16 protein-coding genes are annotated in these 19,313 nt (G+C 71.6%); 12 read left to right on the top strand and 4 right to left on the bottom strand.

Annotated features, from left to right (window positions below; translation table 11 throughout):
- The first annotated feature begins 144 nt into the window (after window positions 1-144).
- The gene (locus ACIBAF_RS04335) at window positions 145-858 is read left to right on the top strand and encodes an LPXTG cell wall anchor domain-containing protein (RefSeq protein ID WP_399461567.1); all 714 of its coding nucleotides are present in this window, start codon (window positions 145-147) and stop codon (window positions 856-858) included.
- A 174-nt stretch (window positions 859-1,032) separates the two neighbouring features.
- Here ACIBAF_RS04335 and ACIBAF_RS04340 read toward each other — a convergent pair whose 3' ends face one another.
- On the bottom strand, window positions 1,033-1,617 hold the full coding sequence (locus ACIBAF_RS04340; protein ID WP_399461568.1) for a biotin transporter BioY: 585 nt from the start codon (window positions 1,615-1,617) through the stop codon (window positions 1,033-1,035).
- Between the two features lie 497 nt (window positions 1,618-2,114).
- Here ACIBAF_RS04340 and ACIBAF_RS04345 point away from each other — a divergent pair, with 497 nt between their 5' ends.
- The 9 genes from ACIBAF_RS04345 to ACIBAF_RS04385 all read left to right on the top strand — a co-directional run bounded on the left by ACIBAF_RS04345 (window position 2,115) and on the right by ACIBAF_RS04385 (window position 12,677).
- Window positions 2,115-3,329: an ROK family protein gene (locus ACIBAF_RS04345; RefSeq protein WP_399461569.1), complete on the top strand. Its 1,215-nt coding sequence runs from the start codon at window positions 2,115-2,117 to the stop codon at window positions 3,327-3,329.
- 225 nt (window positions 3,330-3,554) lie between these two features.
- Window positions 3,555-4,610 (top strand): ABC transporter substrate-binding protein, encoded by a 1,056-nt coding sequence (locus ACIBAF_RS04350; RefSeq protein ID WP_399461570.1) that lies wholly within the window; start codon window positions 3,555-3,557, stop codon window positions 4,608-4,610.
- A gap of 5 nt (window positions 4,611-4,615) precedes the next feature.
- Window positions 4,616-5,497 carry an ABC transporter permease gene (locus tag ACIBAF_RS04355; protein WP_399461571.1) on the top strand — a complete coding sequence of 294 codons (882 nt, stop codon included), beginning with the start codon at window positions 4,616-4,618 and terminating at the stop codon, window positions 5,495-5,497.
- Window positions 5,473-6,210: an ABC transporter ATP-binding protein gene (locus ACIBAF_RS04360; RefSeq protein WP_399461572.1), complete on the top strand. Its 738-nt coding sequence runs from the start codon at window positions 5,473-5,475 to the stop codon at window positions 6,208-6,210. Before ACIBAF_RS04355 ends, ACIBAF_RS04360 begins: the two co-directional genes overlap by 25 nt.
- Window positions 6,207-7,571, top strand: coding sequence for an LLM class flavin-dependent oxidoreductase (locus ACIBAF_RS04365; RefSeq protein ID WP_399461573.1), 1,365 nt, complete (start codon window positions 6,207-6,209; stop codon window positions 7,569-7,571). The genes ACIBAF_RS04360 and ACIBAF_RS04365 overlap by 4 nt, the downstream gene beginning before the upstream one ends.
- 23 nt (window positions 7,572-7,594) lie before the next feature.
- Window positions 7,595-8,488: a TauD/TfdA dioxygenase family protein gene (locus ACIBAF_RS04370; RefSeq protein WP_399461574.1), complete on the top strand. Its 894-nt coding sequence runs from the start codon at window positions 7,595-7,597 to the stop codon at window positions 8,486-8,488.
- 132 nt (window positions 8,489-8,620) lie between these two features.
- Window positions 8,621-10,822, top strand: a complete 2,202-nt coding sequence (locus tag ACIBAF_RS04375) for an MMPL family transporter (RefSeq protein ID WP_399461575.1) — start codon at window positions 8,621-8,623, stop codon at window positions 10,820-10,822.
- Between the two features lie 5 nt (window positions 10,823-10,827).
- Complete coding sequence (locus tag ACIBAF_RS04380; RefSeq protein WP_399461576.1) at window positions 10,828-12,039, top strand: sensor histidine kinase; 1,212 nt, start codon at window positions 10,828-10,830, stop codon at window positions 12,037-12,039.
- Window positions 12,036-12,677, top strand: coding sequence for a response regulator (locus ACIBAF_RS04385; protein ID WP_399461577.1), 642 nt, complete (start codon window positions 12,036-12,038; stop codon window positions 12,675-12,677). The genes ACIBAF_RS04380 and ACIBAF_RS04385 overlap by 4 nt, the downstream gene beginning before the upstream one ends.
- A 19-nt stretch (window positions 12,678-12,696) precedes the next feature.
- Here the strand turns inward: ACIBAF_RS04385 and ACIBAF_RS04390 are convergent, their stop codons facing one another.
- Window positions 12,697-13,341 (bottom strand): DsbA family protein, encoded by a 645-nt coding sequence (locus tag ACIBAF_RS04390; protein ID WP_399461578.1) that lies wholly within the window; start codon window positions 13,339-13,341, stop codon window positions 12,697-12,699.
- 150 nt (window positions 13,342-13,491) lie between these two features.
- Between ACIBAF_RS04390 and pepN the strand changes: the two genes are divergently transcribed.
- Window positions 13,492-16,128, top strand: a complete 2,637-nt coding sequence (pepN, locus tag ACIBAF_RS04395; protein ID WP_399461579.1) for an aminopeptidase N — start codon at window positions 13,492-13,494, stop codon at window positions 16,126-16,128.
- Window positions 16,129-16,334: 206 nt separating this feature from the next.
- Complete coding sequence (locus ACIBAF_RS04400) at window positions 16,335-17,393, top strand: hypothetical protein (RefSeq protein WP_399461580.1); 1,059 nt, start codon at window positions 16,335-16,337, stop codon at window positions 17,391-17,393.
- Window positions 17,394-17,436: 43 nt separating this feature from the next.
- Here the strand turns inward: ACIBAF_RS04400 and ACIBAF_RS04405 are convergent, their stop codons facing one another.
- Window positions 17,437-18,657, bottom strand: coding sequence for a glycosyltransferase (locus tag ACIBAF_RS04405; RefSeq protein WP_399461619.1), 1,221 nt, complete (start codon window positions 18,655-18,657; stop codon window positions 17,437-17,439).
- A gap of 187 nt (window positions 18,658-18,844) precedes the next feature.
- Window positions 18,845-19,309 carry an NUDIX hydrolase gene (locus ACIBAF_RS04410; protein ID WP_399461581.1) on the bottom strand — a complete coding sequence of 155 codons (465 nt, stop codon included), beginning with the start codon at window positions 19,307-19,309 and terminating at the stop codon, window positions 18,845-18,847.
- Window positions 19,310-19,313 lie beyond the last annotated feature (4 nt).

Genomic DNA, 19,313 nt, shown 5'->3' on the forward strand with positions numbered 1-19,313 from the left:
TCCGCTGCACCCCCTCGACTGCTCTGCATTGCCCGGCCCCTGAAACACAATAGTCACACTTAGTGCCGTACCAGCATAGTGCGGAGAAATCTTGTGGTACCTCTTCAAGTACTGCGAATTCAGGCGCAGCCAAGGGGGACGAACATGAGTTCTCGTCGTGCGACGACCATCGCCGGATCACTGGTCATGGCATCTTTCTCGGCAGTGTTGATCCTTTCCTTCCCTGCCGGGGCGGACGACCAAGGACCAGGCAGCAGCAAGGGGGGAAAGCCCGTCGACGAGGCGCCCGCGGGCGTGAAGACGACGACGCTGCTGCCGGAGCGGATCTCGGTCGACAACAGTTCCAAAAAAACGGCGATCACCGCCACGGTGAAGAACGAGGGGACCAAGGACAGCGGACAGATAAGGCTTTTGGTCGTCGGGTTCGACGGGCTCACGGTCAAAGGCGTCCAGGGATGTTCCGCCATCGCGGAGAAAGATCTACCGGAAGGATCCAACAGCGGTTTCTCCTGCCCCATCGACAATCTCGCGACCGGGGCGTCGAAGTCGTACGCCGTCGACGCGACCTTCGATCTGAGCAAGACCGGGAAGATCTGTCTGCCCGTCCAGAGCAGTGACGGGAAGAAGACGTTCTGGCAGCAGGGCCCGGTGCCGTTCGGCACGACGAACCCGTCGCCGAACGCGCCCGCCACCCCGCTGCTCCTCGGCACCGACAACACGCCCGTGGGTCCCGGCGGCGACGAGCTGCCGAAGACCGGCGTCGGACGGGACCTGCTGCCGCTCGGCGCGGCCGGAGCGACACTGCTCGCCGCGGGCACGGCCGGGCTGTGGTGGTCCCGGCGGCGGCCGGAGAGCTGAGCTCGCCGGGAGGAAGCGAGGAGGTAAAGGGGAGGAAGTAAAGGGGAGGACGAAAGATGACAGCCGGCCACCTGACCTGCGCCAGGTCGACCGGCTGTCATCTTCGGGACCGGCCGACGTCCGTCGAAGTCGGTTGAAGTCCGTTACCGGGGCTCTCGCGGAAAGCCCCGGCGTTCACGCCGAGGACTTGACGAGCTTCCAGGCCGTCGGCAGCAGACCCATCGCCAGGATCGCCTTGACCGCGTCGCCGATCAGGAACGGGGTGAGGCCGGCCGCGATCGCGGCGGAGGCGGAGATGCCGGCGGCGTAGGCCAGGTACGGGACGCCGACGGCGTAGATGATCGCCTCGCCCAGCAGCATCGCGCCCGCCGTGCGCAGCATGGAGCGGTCGGCGCCGCGGCGGGCCAGGGCGCCCACGGCGGCGGACGCGAGGATCATGCCGAGGATGTAGCCGAAGGAGACGGAGACGCCGGAGGCGCCGTCGGCGAACCAGGGCACGCCGGCCAGACCGGCCAGCGCGTAGACGGCGAGGGCAAAGAACCCGCGGCGGGCGCCGAGGGACGTGCCGACGAGCAGCGCGGCGAAGGTCTGGCCGGTGACCGGGACCGGGCTGCCGGGTACCGGGACGGCGATCTGGGCGGCGAGGCCGGTGAGCGCGGCGCCTCCGAGGACGAGCGCGAGGTCCCGGACACGGGAGGCGGGGAGCAGGTCGGCGAGGACCTGCCCGGGGAGAGCGGGGGCGGCGGCGGTGCTGCTCAAGGGGGACTCCGCGGGGTCGGGAGGGAGCGGGACACGGTGACGCTACCCCAGGGGCGTGCGGCCGCTCACCGTCAGTAGTCGACAAACGGGCGTTCGGGAGCTTGGTGGGCTCCGGACAAAGCGTGGGGGTTACACGCGGTACGAGGTGACCCTGGTCACTGAGGTGGGGTGGCTCGGGATACGGAAGCGCCGTGAGCGGCCTCTGTAGGGTTTCACCAATCGAGTTCGATCGAGTTCAATCAAGCACGATCGAGCGGCGGCCGTCTCGCCCGTCGGTCGCCTGCTGGGCAGGGCTGGTCCGCTTTGCTAGCTTCGAGCCATGGTTGCCCAGGCCCAGGCCCTGAACTTCTCGTCGCGTCGCCATGTCGACCTGCGGCGCGTGGGCGCGGCCGCCTGTCGCCGTCCGGTGTGAGGCGGGCGGAGCCGATCATCCGGCGCGCCGCGCTCCACAGACGGCGCAGTGTCGGACCGGCTCCCGACTTCCGAGGAAGTTCCCCATGCCCCGTACCGCGGCACCACCCCTGCCTGCCTCCTCCGTCCCCCGGCTCGCCGACAGCGACCGGCGGCGCACCAGCGCCAGCGTGATCCTGCGGTCCGTGCTGGAGCACGGGCCGGTCGCGCGCTCCACCATCGCCCGGCTGACCGGGCTGTCCCCCGCCTCCGTCACCGAGCACTGCGCCCGGCTCACCGGGCTCGGGCTGGTCCGGGAGGCGGCCGTGCCCCGGCGCAGCAACGGGGTGGGCCGGCCGCACGTTCCGGTGGATCTGGACGACTCACGGTTCCTGGTGGGCGGGGTGCATGTGGCGGTGCCGTACACGACCGTCGCGCTGCTGGACCTGCGGGGACGGGTGGTGGCGCGGCGGGAGTTGAAGCATCGCGGTCTCGACCCGGGCGCGGTGCTGGCGCGGGCCGGCGACGGCCTCGGTGCGCTGCTGGGCGAGGCTCCGGGCCGCCGGGCCCTCGGGGTGGGGGTCGCCGTGGGCGGCTGGGTGGACCGGGATTCGGGGATCGTCGTCGAGCATCCGCTGCTGGGCTGGCGGGACGTGCCGGTGCGGGAGGCGGTCGCCGTGCGCACCGGGCTGCCGGTCCATGTGGACGGGCACGCACGGGCGTTGGTCAACGCGGAGCGGTTGTTCGGGCGGGCGCGCGGCAGCCGCAGTGTGCTGCAGCTGTTCGTGGGGAACGTGGTCGACGCGGCGTTCGCCACCCACGACGAGGTGCATCACGGGCCGCGTTCACAGGCGGGCGCGATCGCGCATCTGCCGTTGGCCGGCGGCACGGAGCCCTGCGACTGCGGTCGGGTCGGCTGCCTCCAGGCGGAGTTGAGCGAGCGGACGCTGTGCCGGCGGGCCCGGGAGGCGGGGGTGATCGACGGGGTGAACCCGATGCACGTCCTCGCCGCGGCGGACGCCGGAAACCCGGTGGCCGTACGGCTGTTGCGGGAGCGGGCGCGGATGGTGGGGCGGGCGGCCGGGCTGCTGCTGGACGTGCTCAATCCGGAGCGGGTCGTCGTCGCCGAGGTGGGGGTGCTGTTCCGGGAGGACTGCCTGGCCGCGCTGCGGGACGAGGTCGGGGCGGGGCGTTCCGCCGCTGTCTCGCGGAGCAGTTTCCCCGAGTCCGTGCTCGCCGTGGCGGGCGGGGCGGTGGCGCTGGATGTGCTCTACCGGGATCCGCTGGCCTCGTCGCCGGGCGTCTCACCTGAGCCGAGTTAATTCAGAAACTCCGAATGTTGACAGGCGCGGCACGAGAACAGGAACATCGTTCCATGAGCTGTCGCACCTTCTGTTGCTGACGCCCCGGCGCGCCGGGAGCGCGCCCCTTCTCCTGCTTCCCCTGCCTTTTCCTGTGTGAATTCCTCGTGAATTCGCTTTCTCGGGCCCTGTCGTGCCCGGAATCACTTCTGCCTTTTTTCACCGCTTTCCCCTGGGGGTCCTCCCATGCCTTCGTCCTATGACCGGCGTCTCTTCCTCGCCTCCCTGCTCGGCGCCGCCGCCGGTGTCGCGGGGCTCAGCGGCTGCGCCGAGAGCAGTGCCGCCACCGGTGACGAGGGGGCCTCGGCCGCGCCGCTCGCCGCCAAGGTGCCGGCCGGCACCAGCCTGAAGGTCTCCTCATACCAGAGTGTCCAGCAGTTGCAGTTCAAGCTGGCGAAACTGCCCGAGCTGCCGTTCACGGTGTCGAGCTGGGTGAACATCGGGGCGGGTCCCGATGTCATCAACGCCTTTCGCTCGAAGTCCCTGGACCTCGCCAACAACGCGGGCATTCCGCCGATCCAGGCGCATTACCAGGGCTTCGACGCGAAGATCGTCGCGATCGGCCTCACCCGCAAGCCGAACTATCTCTTCGCCACCAAGCCCGGCAGCGACATCCGCACCGTCGAGGACTTCCGGGGCAGGAAGCTGGCGTTCTCGCAGGGGCAGGCGCAGGGCGTCGTCCTGCTGCGGGCGCTGAAGAAGGCGGGCCTGACGTACGACGACGTGAAACTGGTGCCGTTGACCAGCAACCAGTTCCTCACCGCCCTGCAGTCCGGCCAGGTCGACGTCGCCCCGCTCGCCAACCAGCAGGCTCCGGCCTATCTCCAGCAGTACGGGTCCAAGGGCGCCCGCGCGATCACCACCGACGTCGTCGACCTGCTCAACCTGCTGTGGGCGCCGGTGTCCGTGCTGAACGACAGGGCGAAGGCGGCCGCGGTCGCCGCGTACATCCCGCAGTGGGCGCAGGGCCAGGTGTGGCAGTTCGAGAACCCGCAGGTCTGGAACGAGGAGTTCTACGTCAAGACGCAGAACCTGCCCCTCGACCAGGCCAGGTCGATCACCCGCCTGGCCAACAAGCCGCTGTTCCCGCCCAGTTGGGACGAGGCGATCGCGTGGGAGCAGGAGACGGCGGACCTGCTCGCGGAGGGCGGCTTCGTGAAGAAGTTCGACGTCTCCTCGCTCTTCGACCACCGCTTCGAGGGCGTCGCCGCGAAGTCCGTGGCCGCCGAGTACCGGAAGTGACGGCCATGACCACGACCGTGACCACGACTGGAACCACGTCCGGGACCACGACGGGGACCGCCGCCCCCGTCGTCACCGCCGACGAACGCTCCCGTGCCCGTCGCCGCCGGCGTCGCGGGCTCACCCCCGGCAAACGGCTGCCCGCCGCCCGCCTCGCCGGGCCCCTGCTCCTGATCGCCGTGTGGGCCGCCGCGTCGGCCGCCGGCCGGCTGGACACCGGGGCGATCCCCGCGCCCTGGACGGTGGTGCGCACCGGTGCCCGGCTGTGGACCGACGGGACGCTGCCCACCGACGTCCTCACCTCGCTGGAGCGCGCCGGTTACGGCTTCGCGATCGGTCTGGTCGCCGGGGTGGCGCTCGCGCTGGCGTCCGGGCTGACCCGGACCGGGGAGGCGCTGATCGACGGGACCGTGCAGCTCAACCGGGCGATCCCGACCCTCGGCCTGATCCCGCTGTTCATCCTCTGGCTGGGCATCGGCGAGACCTTCAAGATCGCGATCATCGCCATCGTCGTCTACATCCCGATCTACCTCAACACCCATGCCGCGCTGTCCGGCATCGACCACCGGTACGTCGAACTCGCCGAGGTGCAGGGCCTGTCGAAGGTCGCGTTCATCCGGCAGATCGTGATCCCGGGCGCCCTGCCCGGATTCTTCGTGGGACTCCGGCTCGGGGTGACCGGCTCCTGGCTCGGTCTGGTGGTCCTGGAGCAGATCAACGCCACCAGCGGCCTCGGCTACCTGATGTTCCAGGCCCAGAACTACGGCCAGTCGGACGTCATCCTCGTCGGCCTCCTGATCTACGGCGTCTTCGGTCTCGTCTCCGACAGCGCGGTCCGTCTCATCGAAAGGAGGGCACTGTCATGGCGCCGCACACTGAGCAGCTGACCCGCCCCGCCGCCGTCCGACTGCGCGGCCTGACCCGGTCGTTCGACGGACGGCCGGTCCTCGACGGCATCGACCTCGACATCCCCGACGGACAGTTCGTGGCGCTCCTCGGGCACAGCGGGTCCGGCAAGAGCACCCTGCTGCGGGCGGTCGCCCACCTCGACCACGAGGTCGTCGGCAGCGGTGCGCTCACCGCGCCGGAGCGGGTGTCGGTCGTCTTCCAGGACTCCCGGCTGCTGCCCTGGCGGCGGGTGCTGGACAACGTACTGCTGGGGCTGGACGGCAAGGAGGCCGAGCGGAAGGGACGCGCGGCCCTCGCCGAAGTGGGGTTGGCGGGCCGCGAGCGGGCCTGGCCCGGCGAGCTGTCCGGCGGAGAGGCGCAGCGCGCCGCGCTCGCCCGCTCGCTGGTCCGCGAACCCGAACTCCTGCTCGCGGACGAGCCGTTCGGGGCGCTGGACGCCCTCACCCGGATCAGGATGCACGGACTGCTGCGCGAGCTGTGGGAGCGCCACCGGCCCTCCGTGCTGCTCGTCACCCATGACGTGGACGAGGCGATCGTGCTCGCCGACCGGGTCCTCGTCCTCGACCACGGCCGTATCGGCCTCGACCTGACCATCGACCGCCCGCACCCGCGCTCGTACCGGGACCCGCTGCTCGGCGAGTACCGCGAACGGCTGCTCGCGGCCCTGGGCGTCACGGAGGACCTCACGTGACCACGGCTGACCACGACCGACAGCTCCACCTCAACGCGTTCCTCATGAACACCGGCCATCACGAGGCGTCCTGGCGGCTCCCGGAGAGCGATCCGTACGCGCACGTGGAGCTGGACCACTACGTCCACCTGGCCCGGATCGCCGAGCGCGGCACCTTCGACTCGCTCTTCCTCGCCGACGGACCGCAGCTGTGGGGCAACCTCGCGCAGCGCCCGGCCGGCGCGCTGGAGCCGCTCACCCTGCTCACCGCGCTGGCGACGGCGACTCGGCACATCGGTCTCATCGCCACCGCGTCGACCTCCTACAACTCGCCCTACAACCTGGCCCGCAAGTTCGCCTCCCTCGACATCGTCAGCGGCGGCCGGGCGGGCTGGAACATCGTCACGACGGCCGGGGCGGAGGCCGCCCGCAACTTCGGTCTGGACGCCGAGCCCGCGCACGCCGAGCGGTACGCCCGTGCCGCCGAGTTCCTCGACGTGGCGCTGAAGCTGTGGGACAGCTGGGAGGACGACGCGATCGTCGCCGACAAGGCGTCCGGGGTCTGGGGCGACGACGCCAAGATCCATCCGCCCCGGCACCGGGGTACGTACTTCAGCGTCGAGGGCCCGCTCAACGTCCCGCGCTCGCCGCAGGGTTACCCGCTGCTGGTGCAGGCGGGGTCGTCCGAGGACGGCAAGGCGTTCGCCGCTCGGTACGCGGAGGCGGTGTTCACCGCGCAGCAGACGCTCGCCGACGCGCAGGCCTTCTACGCCGACCTCAAGGCACGTACGGCAGCGGCCGGTCGCGCTCCCGAGCACCTCAAGGTGCTGCCCGGCATCGTCCCGGTGCTCGGCTCCACGGAGGCCGAGGCGCGGGCCGCCGAGCAGGTGCTGGAGGACCACATCGTGCACCGGCACGGGGTCGCCAACCTGGAGCGGCTGCTGCAACTGCCGGACGGTTCACTGGAGCTGGACGGCGAACTGCCGGCCGGACTGCCCTCCGAGGACGCCGTCGAGGGCGCCAAGAGCCGCTACACCCTCGTGGTGGAGCTCGCCCGGCGCGAGCGGCTCACCGTCCGGCAGCTGATCGGGCGGCTCGGCGGCGGGCGCGGGCACCTCACCTTCGCGGGCACGCCCGAGCAGGTCGCCGACAAGATCCAGACCTGGTTCACCCAGGGTGCCGCCGACGGCTTCAACATCATGCCCGCCGTCCTGCCCTCCGGTCTGGACGCCTTCGTGGACCACGTCGTACCGCTCCTGCGCGCCCGCGGCCTGCTGCGCACCGAGTACGGCCCGCGCACGACCCTGCGCGAGAGATACGGCCTCCCGCGCCCCGCCAACCAGTACGCACCCGCTCCCGCTCCCGCGCCCGCCCTCGTCTGACCCTCCTCCGAAAGGCCCCTCCCATGAGCATCGAGATCCGCAAGGTCACCGCGAACATCGGCGCCCAGGTCTCGGGCGTCGACCTCGCCAAGCCCCTCGACGAGGAGACCCAGACCGCCCTGCGCGACGCGCTCAACGTCCACAAGGCCCTGGTCTTCGACGACGTGAACCTGGACGACGAGGGCCAGCAGGCCTTCGTCCGCCACTTCGGCGACCTCACCACCGCCCACCCGACGGTGCCGGCCGTCGACGGCGCCCCGAACGTGCTGCCGGTCGACAGCGAGCGCGGCCGCGCCGCCAACCACTGGCACACCGACGTCACCTTCGTCCTCAACCCGCCGCAGGCCAGCACCCTGCGCAGCCTGGTCCTCCCGCCGTACGGCGGCGAGACCCTGATCACCAGCTCGGCGGCCGCCTACCGCCAGTTGCCGGAGCCGCTCAGGCAGCTCGCCGACAGCCTGTGGGCCGAGCACACCAACGACTACGACTACGCGGCGCCGCAGGAGACGGTCGACGAGGAGCAGGCCGCCGCGCGCGCCCAGTTCACCTCGATCAAGTACCGCACGGTCCACCCGGTGGTCCGCGTGCACCCTCTGACCGGCGAACGCGGCCTGTTCATCGGCGGGTTCGCGCAGCGCGTCGTGGGCCTCTCGGTCGCCGAGTCCCGCAAGATCCTCGACCTGCTCCAGTCGTACGTCACCCGGCCGGAGAACATCCTGCGCCACCGCTGGTCGCCGAACCAGCTGGTCCTGTTCGACAACCGCATCACCCAGCACTACGCGGTCGACAACTACGACGGCCGGCCCCGTCGGCTGCACCGGGTGACGGTCGCCGGCGACATCCCGGTCGGCGTCGACGGCAAGGAGAGCTACGCGATCGAGGGAGACGCGGCGCACTACACGTCCGTAGCCGCCTAGCCACGCTCCATAGGGGTTTCCCCCCTTCCCCGTGGGGGTTTTCCCCCAGCTTCCCGTCCACCGATCGGTGGACGGGAAGTTCAACCGGGTGCCTCTGTCCGGCAACTGCCCTGGTCAACCAGGCTTTTGGGCATGAACTCACTCACTGTGCGCATGGCGCGTTCCAGCGCGCGGCACCCCTGGCGGGCGATCGTCGGCTGGCTGGTGTTCGTGGCGCTGTGTCTGGCGGTCGGCAGTGCCGTCGGGATGAACAGCGCGAAAACAGCCGACTACCGGGTCGGCGAGGCCGGGCGGGCCGAGGCCATGGCGGCCGAGGGGAAACTGGAACGCAGGTCCACCGAGCAGGTGCTGGTCTCGGCGCGGTCCGGGACCCTCGACGCGTCCGCCGCCGGGGCGGCCGTCCGCGAGCTCACCGCCCGGATGGAGCGGCTGCCCGAGGTCGCGGAGGTCGCCGCGCCGGTCCGGTCCGCCGACGGGCGGATCCTCATGGTCGAGGTGGCCCTGAAGGGCGAGGAGCGGGACGCGAAGGACAAGGTCGACGCGCTCACCGCGCAGACCGGGGCCGTCCAGCAGGCCCACCCCGAGCTGCTGCTCCAGGAGACCGGAAGTCCGTCCATCAGCAAGGGAGTCGACGAGCAGCGCGGTGACGATCTCGCGCTCTCCGAGAAGATCACCCTGCCGGTCACGCTGCTGACCCTGCTGGTCGTGTTCGGCTCGCTCACCATGGCCGCCGTGCCGCTGCTGCTCGCGCTGTCCTCGATCGCGGCGGCCGTGGGGCTGTCGATGGCGGCCTCGCACCTCTCCCCCGACACGGGGATCGGCACGAACGTCATCCTGATGATCGGCCTCGCCGTCGGCGTCGACTACACGCTCTTCTATCTGAAGCGCGAGCGTGAGGAACGGGACCGCAGCGGGGGGCGGTTGAGCTCCGAGGCGCTGGTGGAGCTGGCCGCGGCCACCTCGGGCCGGGCGGTGGTGGTCTCCGGGTTCGCGGTCGTCGCCTCGACGGCCACCCTGTATCTGGCCTCGGACGTGATCTTCTCCTCACTGGCCACCGGCACCGTCGTGGTCGTGCTGGTCGCGATGGCCAGTTCCCTGACGGCGCTGCCCGCCCTGCTGACCGTGCTGGGAAGGCGGGCCGAGCGCAGGGCGGCCCGCCGGGCCGAGCGGGGCAAGCCCGCCCGCCGCACCCGCGGCGAGGGCGGCGGCCGGGTCTGGACGGCGCTGCTGCGTCCCGCCTCCCGGCACCCGCTCGCCACGCTCTGCGTCTCCGTCCTCGCCCTGCTCGCGCTCGTCGTCCCGCTGGCCGGACTGCACCTCACGGAGATGAGCCGGGACACCCACTCCCGCGAGATCCCCGCGATGCGGGTGTACGACCGGCTCAACGCGGCGTTCCCGGAGCACCGGGTCACCCACCAGGTCGTCGTACGCGCCGAGGCGGCGCAGGCCGAAGCGGTCGGCGGAGCCCTGCGGGAGCTGGCCCGGCGTGCGGAAGCCGACCCCCTGTTCACCGGCGCGCACCGGCTGCGCACCTCCGCCGACCACCGGATCAGCACCCTGGAACTGCGTGTGCCGTACCTGGGCGACTCCGAGCAGGCCTACGACTCCCTGGACCATCTGCGCGACGACTACCTGCCCGCCACCGTCGGCCGGATCAGCGGCGCGGAGTACGGCGTGAGCGGTGACGTCGCCCGGTACACCGACTATCCGGCGCACCAGAACAGCAGAATCCCGCTCGTCCTCGGGGCGTTGCTGCTGGTGACCTTCCTGATGACGCTGTACGCGTTCCGTTCCGTCACCCTCGGCCTGATCGGCGTCGCGCTGAACCTGCTGTCGGCGGCGGCCGCGCTCGGGCTGCTGGTGCTGGTGTTCCAGCACACCTGGGCCGAGGGGCCGCTGGACTTCCACTCCACCGGCTCGATCGGCTCGCGGGTTCCGCTGTTCCTGTTCGTGATCCTCTTCGGGCTGTCCATGGACTACCAGGTGTTCGTGGTGAGCCGGATCAGGGAGGCCGTGCTGGCCGGGACCCCGACCCGGCAGGCCGTCCTCGACGGGGTCCGCCGGTCGGCCGGCGTGGTGACCAGCGCGGCGGTCGTGATGACGACCGTGTTCGTGAGCTTCGTCTTCCTGCACATCATCGAGATGAAACAGATCGGGTTCGTGCTCGCGGCGGCCGTCCTGCTGGACGCCTTCGTCGTACGCATCCTGATCCTGCCGTCGGCGATGCTGTTGCTGGGCGAGCGCAGCTGGTGGCCGTCGAGGCCGCCGGTGCGGGCGGCGGCTGCTCCGCAGGCCCAACTGCCCCCCGACCGGCCGGTGGTCGACGTACGTTGATCGGCATGACCGTTCTCGCCGGCGCCTCTGCCGACACCTTATGGGCCACCTCGCTGCGCCGCTGGAACACGATCTGCTGGGTGCTGTTCGCCGCGATGGCCGCCGGGATCGTCTCGCAGGGCCGGCCCGGCGAAAGGTACGGGGCGCTGGCGCTGCTGGGGTGCGCGGTGCTGAGCTACGCGCTCCTGGACCGCTTCCCGGGCAACCCCGTGGTCCGGCCGCACGGCTACCTCATGGTGCTGGTGCTCGCGCTCGGCGGGCTGGCGTATCTGCGCAGCAGTTACGCGTCGCTGTTCATGGTGACGCTGCCGCACTACTGGATGTTCGGGCGGACCCCGAGGATCTCCATGGGGTTCCTCGGACTCGCCGCCGTCGCGACGCTGCTGGGGAGTTGGCTGCAGCAGGGCGGCTGGACGGCGGAGTTCCTCGGCGAGACGATCGTGGGCACCCTGATCGTCGTCGCGGTGGGGGCGCTGATCGGGCTGTGGGCGCATTCGGTGGTCGAGCAGAGCACCGAACGCGCCCGGCTGATCGAGGAGTTGGAGCAGACGCAGGCCCAGCTGTCCGAGGCGCACCAGCGGCAGGGCGCGGCGGACGAGCGGGAGCGGCTGGCGCGGGAGATCCACGACACCCTCGCGCAGGGCTTCGCGTCGATCGTGGTGCTCGCGGAGGCGGCCCGGGCCCAGATCGCGGCCGATCCGGCGCGCAGCGCCCAGCAGTTACGGTCGATCGAGTCGACGGCCCGCGAAAACCTCGCGGAGGCACGGGAGTTGGTCGGGGCGGGCGGGCAGCCGGGCGGGGTGGCGGCGGGCTCGGTCGCCGTGACCCTGCGGCGGATCCTGGACCGGTTCGCCGAGGACACCGGGCTCGCCGTGCACGCCGAGCTGGCCGACCTCGACTGCGACCAGCAGACCCGGATCGCGCTGCTGCGCTGCACCCAGGAGTCCCTGGCCAACGTGCGCAAGCACGCCCGGGCCTCCACGGTGGGCGTGGTGCTGGCCCGGCGGCCGTACGCGGTGGAGCTGGAGATCACCGACGACGGCGCCGGGTTCGCGGTGGAGGAGTCGCGGGGCTTCGGACTGGACGGGATGCGCAAGCGGACGGCGGAACTGGGCGGACGGCTGACGGTGACCAGCTCGGTCGGGGACGGGACGCGGGTCCTGGCGATGATCCCGGCGACGATCGCGCAGGAGACGTCGGAAGAGGGGTCGGCATGAGCGAGGCGGCGACGCTGCGGGTGGTGGTGGTCGACGACCACACCGTCATGCGGGCCGGGGTGATCGCGCTGCTGGCCGGGGAGGACGGCATCGAGATCGTCGGCGAGGCGGGCGACGGCCGTGCCGCCCTCGACCTCGTCGAGCGGCACGACCCGGACGTGGCCCTCGTCGACCTGCGGATGCCGGTCCTCGACGGGGTCACGACGACGACCGAGATCGTCGCCCGGCACCCCCGCACCCGGGTGCTGATCCTGACGACGTACGACACGGACTCGGACATCGAGCGCGGGGTGGAGGCCGGCGCCATCGGCTACCTGCTGAAGGACACCACGCGCGAGCAGCTCGTCGACGCGATCCGGGCGGCGGCGCGCGGCGAGACGGTGCTCGCGCCCCGGGTGGCGGAGAAGCTGGTCGCCCGGATGCGGCGCCCGGTGCAGGAGGCGCTGACGGCCCGGGAGACGGACGTCCTCGGCGCGGTCGCCGACGGGCTGACCAACGCCGAGATCGGCCGGCGCCTCGTCATCTCCGAGGCCACCGTCAAGACCCACCTGCTGCGTCTGTTCGCCAAGCTGGACGTGAACGACCGGACCCGGGCGGTGGTGGTGGCCATGGAGCGGGGACTGCTGCGCCGGCCGTGAGACGGCCCGCCGGCCGGTGTCACAGGTTGCTGAAGTCGGGGCCCTTGGTGCGGGTGCGCTTGATCTCGTAGAAGCCGGGGACGGAGGCGACCGCGAGGGTGCCGTCCCAGAGGCGGGCGGCCTCCTCGCCCTTGGGGGCGGGGGTGACGACGGGGCCGAAGAAGGCGATCTGCTCGCCGTCGGGGCCGGGCACGGCGATGACCGGGGTGCCGACGTCCTGGCCGACCTTGTCGATGCCCTCCTTGTGGGAGGCGCGCAGCTCGGCGTCGAACTCGAAGTCCTTCTGCTCGGCGTAGTCGATCAGGTCGGCGGGCAGGCCGACGTCGGCGAGGGCGCCGGCGATGGCCGACAGGGTGGGGCCCTCGCCCTCGTTGTGGATGCGGGTGCCGAGCGCGGTGTAGAGCGGGCCGAGGACGTCGGCGCCGTGCTTCTGCCAGGCGGCGGTGACCACGCGGACCGGCTGCCAGGCCTTGACCGCGAGCATCTCCCGGTACTCCTCGGGCAGCTCGTCGAGCTTGTTCTCATTGAGGACGGCGAGGCTCATGATGTGCCAGCGCACCTCGATGTCACGGACCTTCTCCACTTCCAGAACCCACCGGGAGGTCATCCAGGCCCAGGGGCACAGCGGGTCGAACCAGAAGTCGACGGGGGTCTTCTCGGACATGTCTCTCCTCAAGAGATCCGCAAGATACGGGACGTCCCACGAACAACACCGCCGTCCGTGCCGCGCATTCCCTACTGCCCGAGGTCAGGAGTGCGTGGCAGGATCGCTCCTGTCCAGAGCCTTGAGGCCGCTAACGAGGGAGTACCGCCCGTGCCCGGTGAGAACCTGTCCCGCGACGAGGCCCGGGAGCGGGCCGCCCTGCTGTCCGTCGACGGGTACGACGTGTCCCTCGACGTGCGTTCGGCGATCGCCGGCGGGAACGGCGAGCCGGGCGTCTTCCGGTCGGTCACCACGATCCGCTTCCGCTGCAACGAGCCCGGCGCGTCGAGTTTCGCGGACCTGATCGCGCCGAGTGTGACGTCCGTCTCCCTCAACGGCCGCGATCTCGACCCCGGCGAGGTCTTCGACGGCGCCCGGATCCTCCTGGAGGACCTGGCCGCGGAGAACGAGCTGGTCGTCGACGCGCAGTGCGCGTACTCCCGCACCGGCGAGGGCCTGCACCGCTTCGTCGACCCCGAGGACGGCGAGGTGTACCTGTACACCCAGTACGAGCCGGCCGACGCCCGCCGGGTCTTCGCGAACTTCGAGCAGCCCGACCTCAAGGCCCCGTTCCGGTTCGAGGTGCGCGCGCCCGAGGAGTGGACGGTGTGGAGCAACGGCGTCGGCGAGCGCGCGGACGGGGTGTGGCGGTTCGCGGAGACGAAGCCGATCTCGACGTACATCACGTGTGTCGTGGCCGGCCCCTACCACTACGTGACGGACTCCTACAGCCGTGACCTCGGTGACGGCACCACGCTGGAGATCCCCCTCGGCGCGATGTGCCGCAAGGGTCTGGCGCCGTACTTCGAGGCCGAGGACGTGTTCCTGGTCACCAGGCAGGGCCTGGACTTCTTCCACGAGCACTTCGACTACCCGTACCCCTTCGGGAAGTACGACCAGGCGTTCGTGCCCGAGTACAACCTCGGCGCGATGGAGAACCCGGGTCTGGTGACCTTCCGGGAGGAGTACATCTTCCGGGGGAAGGTGACGCGGGCGTCGTACGAGGCGCGGGCGAACGTCATCCTGCACGAGATGGCCCACATGTGGTTCGGCGACCTGGTCACCATGGAGTGGTGGGACGACCTGTGGCTGAAGGAGTCCTTCGCGGACTTCATGGGCGCGTTCGCCCTCGTCGGCGCGACCCGCTTCACCGACGGCTGGATCACCTTCGCCAACCGCCGCAAGGCCTGGGCCTACCGCGCCGACCAGCTCCCCTCCACCCACCCGGTCACCGCCGACATCCGCGACCTGCAGGACGCCAAGCTCAACTTCGACGGCATCACCTACGCCAAGGGCGCCTCCGTCCTGAAGCAGCTGGTGGCGTACGTCGGGCAGGACGCGTTCCTGGAAGGCGCCCGCCGCTACTTCAAGCGGCACGCGTACGGCAACACGCGCCTCGGCGACCTGCTGTCGGTGCTCGGCGAGACCAGCGGCCGGGACATGGGCGCCTGGGCGCGGTCCTGGCTGCAGACGGCGGGCGTGAACGCGCTGACCCCGCAGGTGCTGCTGGACCCGGAGGGCCGGGTGAGCGAGCTGGCGGTGGTCCAGGAGGCAGCTGTGATCGCCCCGGCGGAGCACCCGGAGCTGCGCCCGCACCGGGTGGCGATCGGCCTGTACCGCCTTCAGGAGGGCGCTCTGGTGCGGTACGCGCGCGCCGAGGCGGACGTCGACGGGCCGCGTACGGTCGTGACGGAGCTGGTGGGCGAGGCCGCCCCGGAGCTGGTGCTGGTCAACGACGACGACCTGACGTACTGCAAGATCCGGTTCGACGCGACCTCGCTGGCCACGCTGCGGGAGCACCTGGGCTCGATGACCGACCCGCTGGCCCGCGCCCTGTGCTGGTCGGCGCTGTGGAACCTGACCCGGGACGCGCTGCTGCCCGCGCAGGACTTCGTCGACCTGGTGCTGCGGTTCGCGGGGCGCGAGTCCGACATCGGGGTGCTGCAGATGCTGCACGCGTGGGCGGACTCGGCGCTGGTGCACTACGCGGCGCCGGACTGGCGGCTGCGCGGCGGCGCCCTGCTCTCCGAGGGCGCCGAGCGCGAGCTGTACGCCGCCGAGCCGGGCAGCGAGCACCAGTTGGCCTGGGCGCGTTTCTACGCGCAGACGGCCGAGGACCCGGGGGACTTCGAGCTGCTCCAGGGCCTGTTGGACGGCGCGGCCGCCATCGACGGGCTGGACGTCGACCAGGAGCTGCGCTGGGTGTTCCTGGAGCCGTTGGTCGCGCACGGGTTCGCCGACGAGAAGGCGCTGGAGGCCGAACTGGCCCGCGACGACACGGCGTCCGGCAAGCGGCACCAGGTGCGCTGCCTCGCCGCCCGCCCGTCGGCGGCGGTCAAGGCGCAGGCCTGGGCCCAGCTGGTGGAGTCGGACGCGCTGTCCAACGCGCTGGTGGAGGCGACGATCGCGGGGTTCTCCCAGCCCTCGCAGCGGGAGCTGCTCGCGCCGTACGCGGAGAAGTACTTCGCGTCGATCGGGCGCATCTGGTCGGAGCGCTCGATCCAGATCGCGATGCACGTCGTCAGGGGCCTGTTCCCGTCGCTGCAGGACTCCCCCGGGACGCTGGAGGCGGCGGACGCGTGGCTGGCGGCGCACGAGTCGGCCGCGCCGGCGCTGCGGCGGCTGGTGCTGGAGGCACAGGACGACCTGGCGCGGTCGCTGCGGGCACAGGCGTGTGCGGCGGAGGCCGGGACCGGGGCGGAGGCGGGCACCGGGGCGGAGGCGGGGGCCGAGGCTCAAGCCGACTGAATCTTTGGCCATGAATTCCGCTGACGGTCACCGTTACGGAATTCAGTCAATCGGACCCGTAACCCCTGGCTCACCCATGCGAGACCAGGGGTTTTCGGTGCCTACTCGGCATCCGAACACCCGTCCTTTAGGGCGAGCTTGTCCGGATTTGTCGACGGGCGTGTAACAGCGGTTAAGACGCCGGCCGGGCGCGGAATCCCCGTTGCATGAACCCCAACACCCCGCTCCCCCAGGTTCCCTCGGCGTCCCCCCGCGCCATCCGTCATCTGTCGGACGTCCAGCGCCGCGTCACGACGGCGGCCCAGCTCCGCGCGCAGGGCGTCCCGCAGGCCGAGGCCAACGAGCAGTGCCGCCCCGGCGGCCCCTGGCAGCAGCTCCTCCCCGGCGTGTACCTGCTCCACCCGGGCCCGCCGACCAGCGAGGAGCGACTGCACGCGGTGCTGATGTACGCGGGCCGCGAGACGTCGGCGCCCGCGGTGCCGGCCCAGCCGGGCGCCGGGGATCCGCACCGGCCGGTGTACCAGGAGGCGATGATCACGGGCCTGGCGGCCCTGAACCTGCACGGCCTGTCGGCGGCTCCGCCACTGCTCTCCCTGGAGCACATCGACGTCCTGGTCCCGCGCCGGCGCCGACTGCGCTCGACGGGCTGCGCGCACGTCATCCGCACGGCGGCCCTGCCGGCGCCGGAGCAGGCCACGGGCGTCCCGGTGGCGCCGGTGCCGCGCGCGCTGGCCGACGCGGTGGCACAGCTGACGGACGCGGGGGCGGTACGGCGGCTGCTGTCGGAGGCGGTGCGCGGCGGCCACTGCGAACCGGCCTCGGTGGTACGGGAGTTGAACGACGCGAAGCTGCTGAGCCGGCCGCACGTGGTGGACGCGGTGGACTCGCTGCTCGCGGAGGGCCGCGCGATCGCGGAGAACCGCCTCTACACGATGGTGCGCGAGTACGGCCTCCCCGACCCGGTGTGGAACGTCGACCTCCGACTGCCGGGCGGCCCCCACCTGGGCGGCCTGGACGCGTACTGGCCGGAGCAGGCGGTGGCGGTGGAGCTGGACACGCGGGCGCCGCGCCAGGACGAGGACGCCCTGTGGTCGGAGTACGCGCGCAAGCGCGAGCACCTGGAGCGCCTGGGCCTCACGGTCGTGTACATCACCCCGAAGAAGCTCAGGCACTCCATGGAACAGCAGGCGGCGGTGGTCCGCACGGCCCTGATGGCCTCGAACGACAGGGACCCGGCCGCGTACGTCGTGGTACTGCCCCGCTAGGGGCGCCCACGACGTCGACCGACTCGCGCGCACTCAGCCGTAGTCAGCCGTGGTTCGTGTTGTTGGTGGTGTTCGTGGTGTTCGTGGTGTCTTCCGGGGAGGTGAGGCTCAGCGGGGCTCCCGCGTAGACCTGGTCGATCAGGGCCGCGTAGGACGCGATCATCCTCGTGCGGCTGAAGCGTTCCCGGCTCGCGGTGAGGGCCGGGGTGTAGGCGGAACGGTTCGCCGCCGCCTCCGTCCAGGCCGCCGCGATCGCGTCCGGGGCCGGCGGGGTCACGAGGCCGTGGCCCGCGACGATCGCCGCGCTGTCGCCGACGTCCGTGGCCACCGGCACGGCCCCGCACATCATGCCCTCGATGAGGCACAGCGGGGCCGCCTCGCCCCAGGCGGAGGTGAGCGCGACCACGTCGGCGGCCGCGTAGACCGCCTCCATGTCCTGGCGTACGCCGAGCCGGTGCAGCCGCCCGTGGTCCTCGTCGCCGAACGCCGTCGCGATGTCCGCGTCCAGGCCCGGGTTCGCCGCCGTCATGCCCGCCCCGCACATCAGGACGTGTCCGTCCGGCACGGCGGCCAGCCACGCCCTGGCCGCCGCCAGGAACAGGGGGACGTTCTTCATGCCGTCGTAGCGGGCCGCGAAGACGACGACCGGGGCGCCGGCCGGGATGTCCAGGGACGTCCGGACCGCGAGGCGTCGGGCCGCGTCCGGGCGGAAGCGGATCAGGTCGACGCCGTTCGGGATCACGTGGAGCAGGGCGGACGGGACGCCGGCCGCCTCGTACGCGGCCCGGGTCGACTCGGCGCAGCACACGGCGGCCGCGACGGTGCCGTCGGCGATCGCGGCCTTGAGGTCGTCGAGGGCGCGGCCCTGGTTCTCGGGGTCGGAGCGGTGCAGACAGACCACGACCGGGCGGCGCGGCAGGCCCGCCTGACGCAGGAGGGCGAGGGGCTGTTCCTTGAGGGAGAGGATGACGTCCGCGTCGGCCGTCGCCCGAGCGGTGTCGGCCAGCTCGGGGCCGGTGAAGACGGCCGGATCCGCCCCCCGTGTTCCGAACGTACGCCCGAGAGACGTGATGCCCACGTCGGCCGCCGTCAGCTTCCGGTAGCAGGCGTCGTCCTCCATCCGCTGACGGGTGGCCTCGCGGTGCACCTCGCCGTGGACGCTGAGCACCCTGTGGTGCTGGCCGCCCTCACGCAGTCCCAGCACCACGTCGCTGTGCACGATCCGGGCCCCTCCGGAGAAGAAGCCCTCGTAGACCGAGAGCACCCGCAGTCCGTTTCCCCTGCGCACACGATCACCCGCCTTGCACCGATATCAAGCCATCCCCCGTGAAGTGCGGGTTAGCCGATATGAGGCGGTACGGACATTTCGTACGGATGAACGCGGTGTCACATGTCCGCGCATGCTGCGTGACGCGCAGGTCACTCGTGGGCCGGTCCCGGGCCCGCGGCCGTCAGGCCTCCGACTGCACGGACACCCGTCCGTCCACCGGTCGCTCGCGCCACAGCTTGAGCGCCACGTCGACCAGGCGCACCCGGGTGAGCTCCGGGACCGCGTCCAGGTCGTGCCAGGCGGCCAGGTCGGTGGAGCCGTTCACCTCGTAGCGCAGTTCGCCGCCGATGATCCGGCCCTCGTAGACGATGCGCAGACCGTGGTGGTCCCGGGAGCCGCGCAGACCCTCGCGGCGGACAACACGGCGGGAGGAGTCCATGCCGAGGAGGCCGGTCACCTCGACGCGGTAACCGGTCTCCTCGTCCAGTTCACGCACGACGGCGTCGAGGGGATCCTCACCGTGTTCCATGCCGCCGCCGGGCAGCACCCACTCGGGGGTGCCGTCGGCGGCCGGTGAGCGAGCGAGCAGAACCTGGCCGTCGCGGACACAGACGGCGTAGGCCGCCACCCTCAACTTCTTGCGCATACGG

The organism is Streptomyces sp. NPDC051677, assembly GCF_044453465.1.
Classification (GTDB): domain Bacteria; phylum Actinomycetota; class Actinomycetes; order Streptomycetales; family Streptomycetaceae; genus Streptomyces.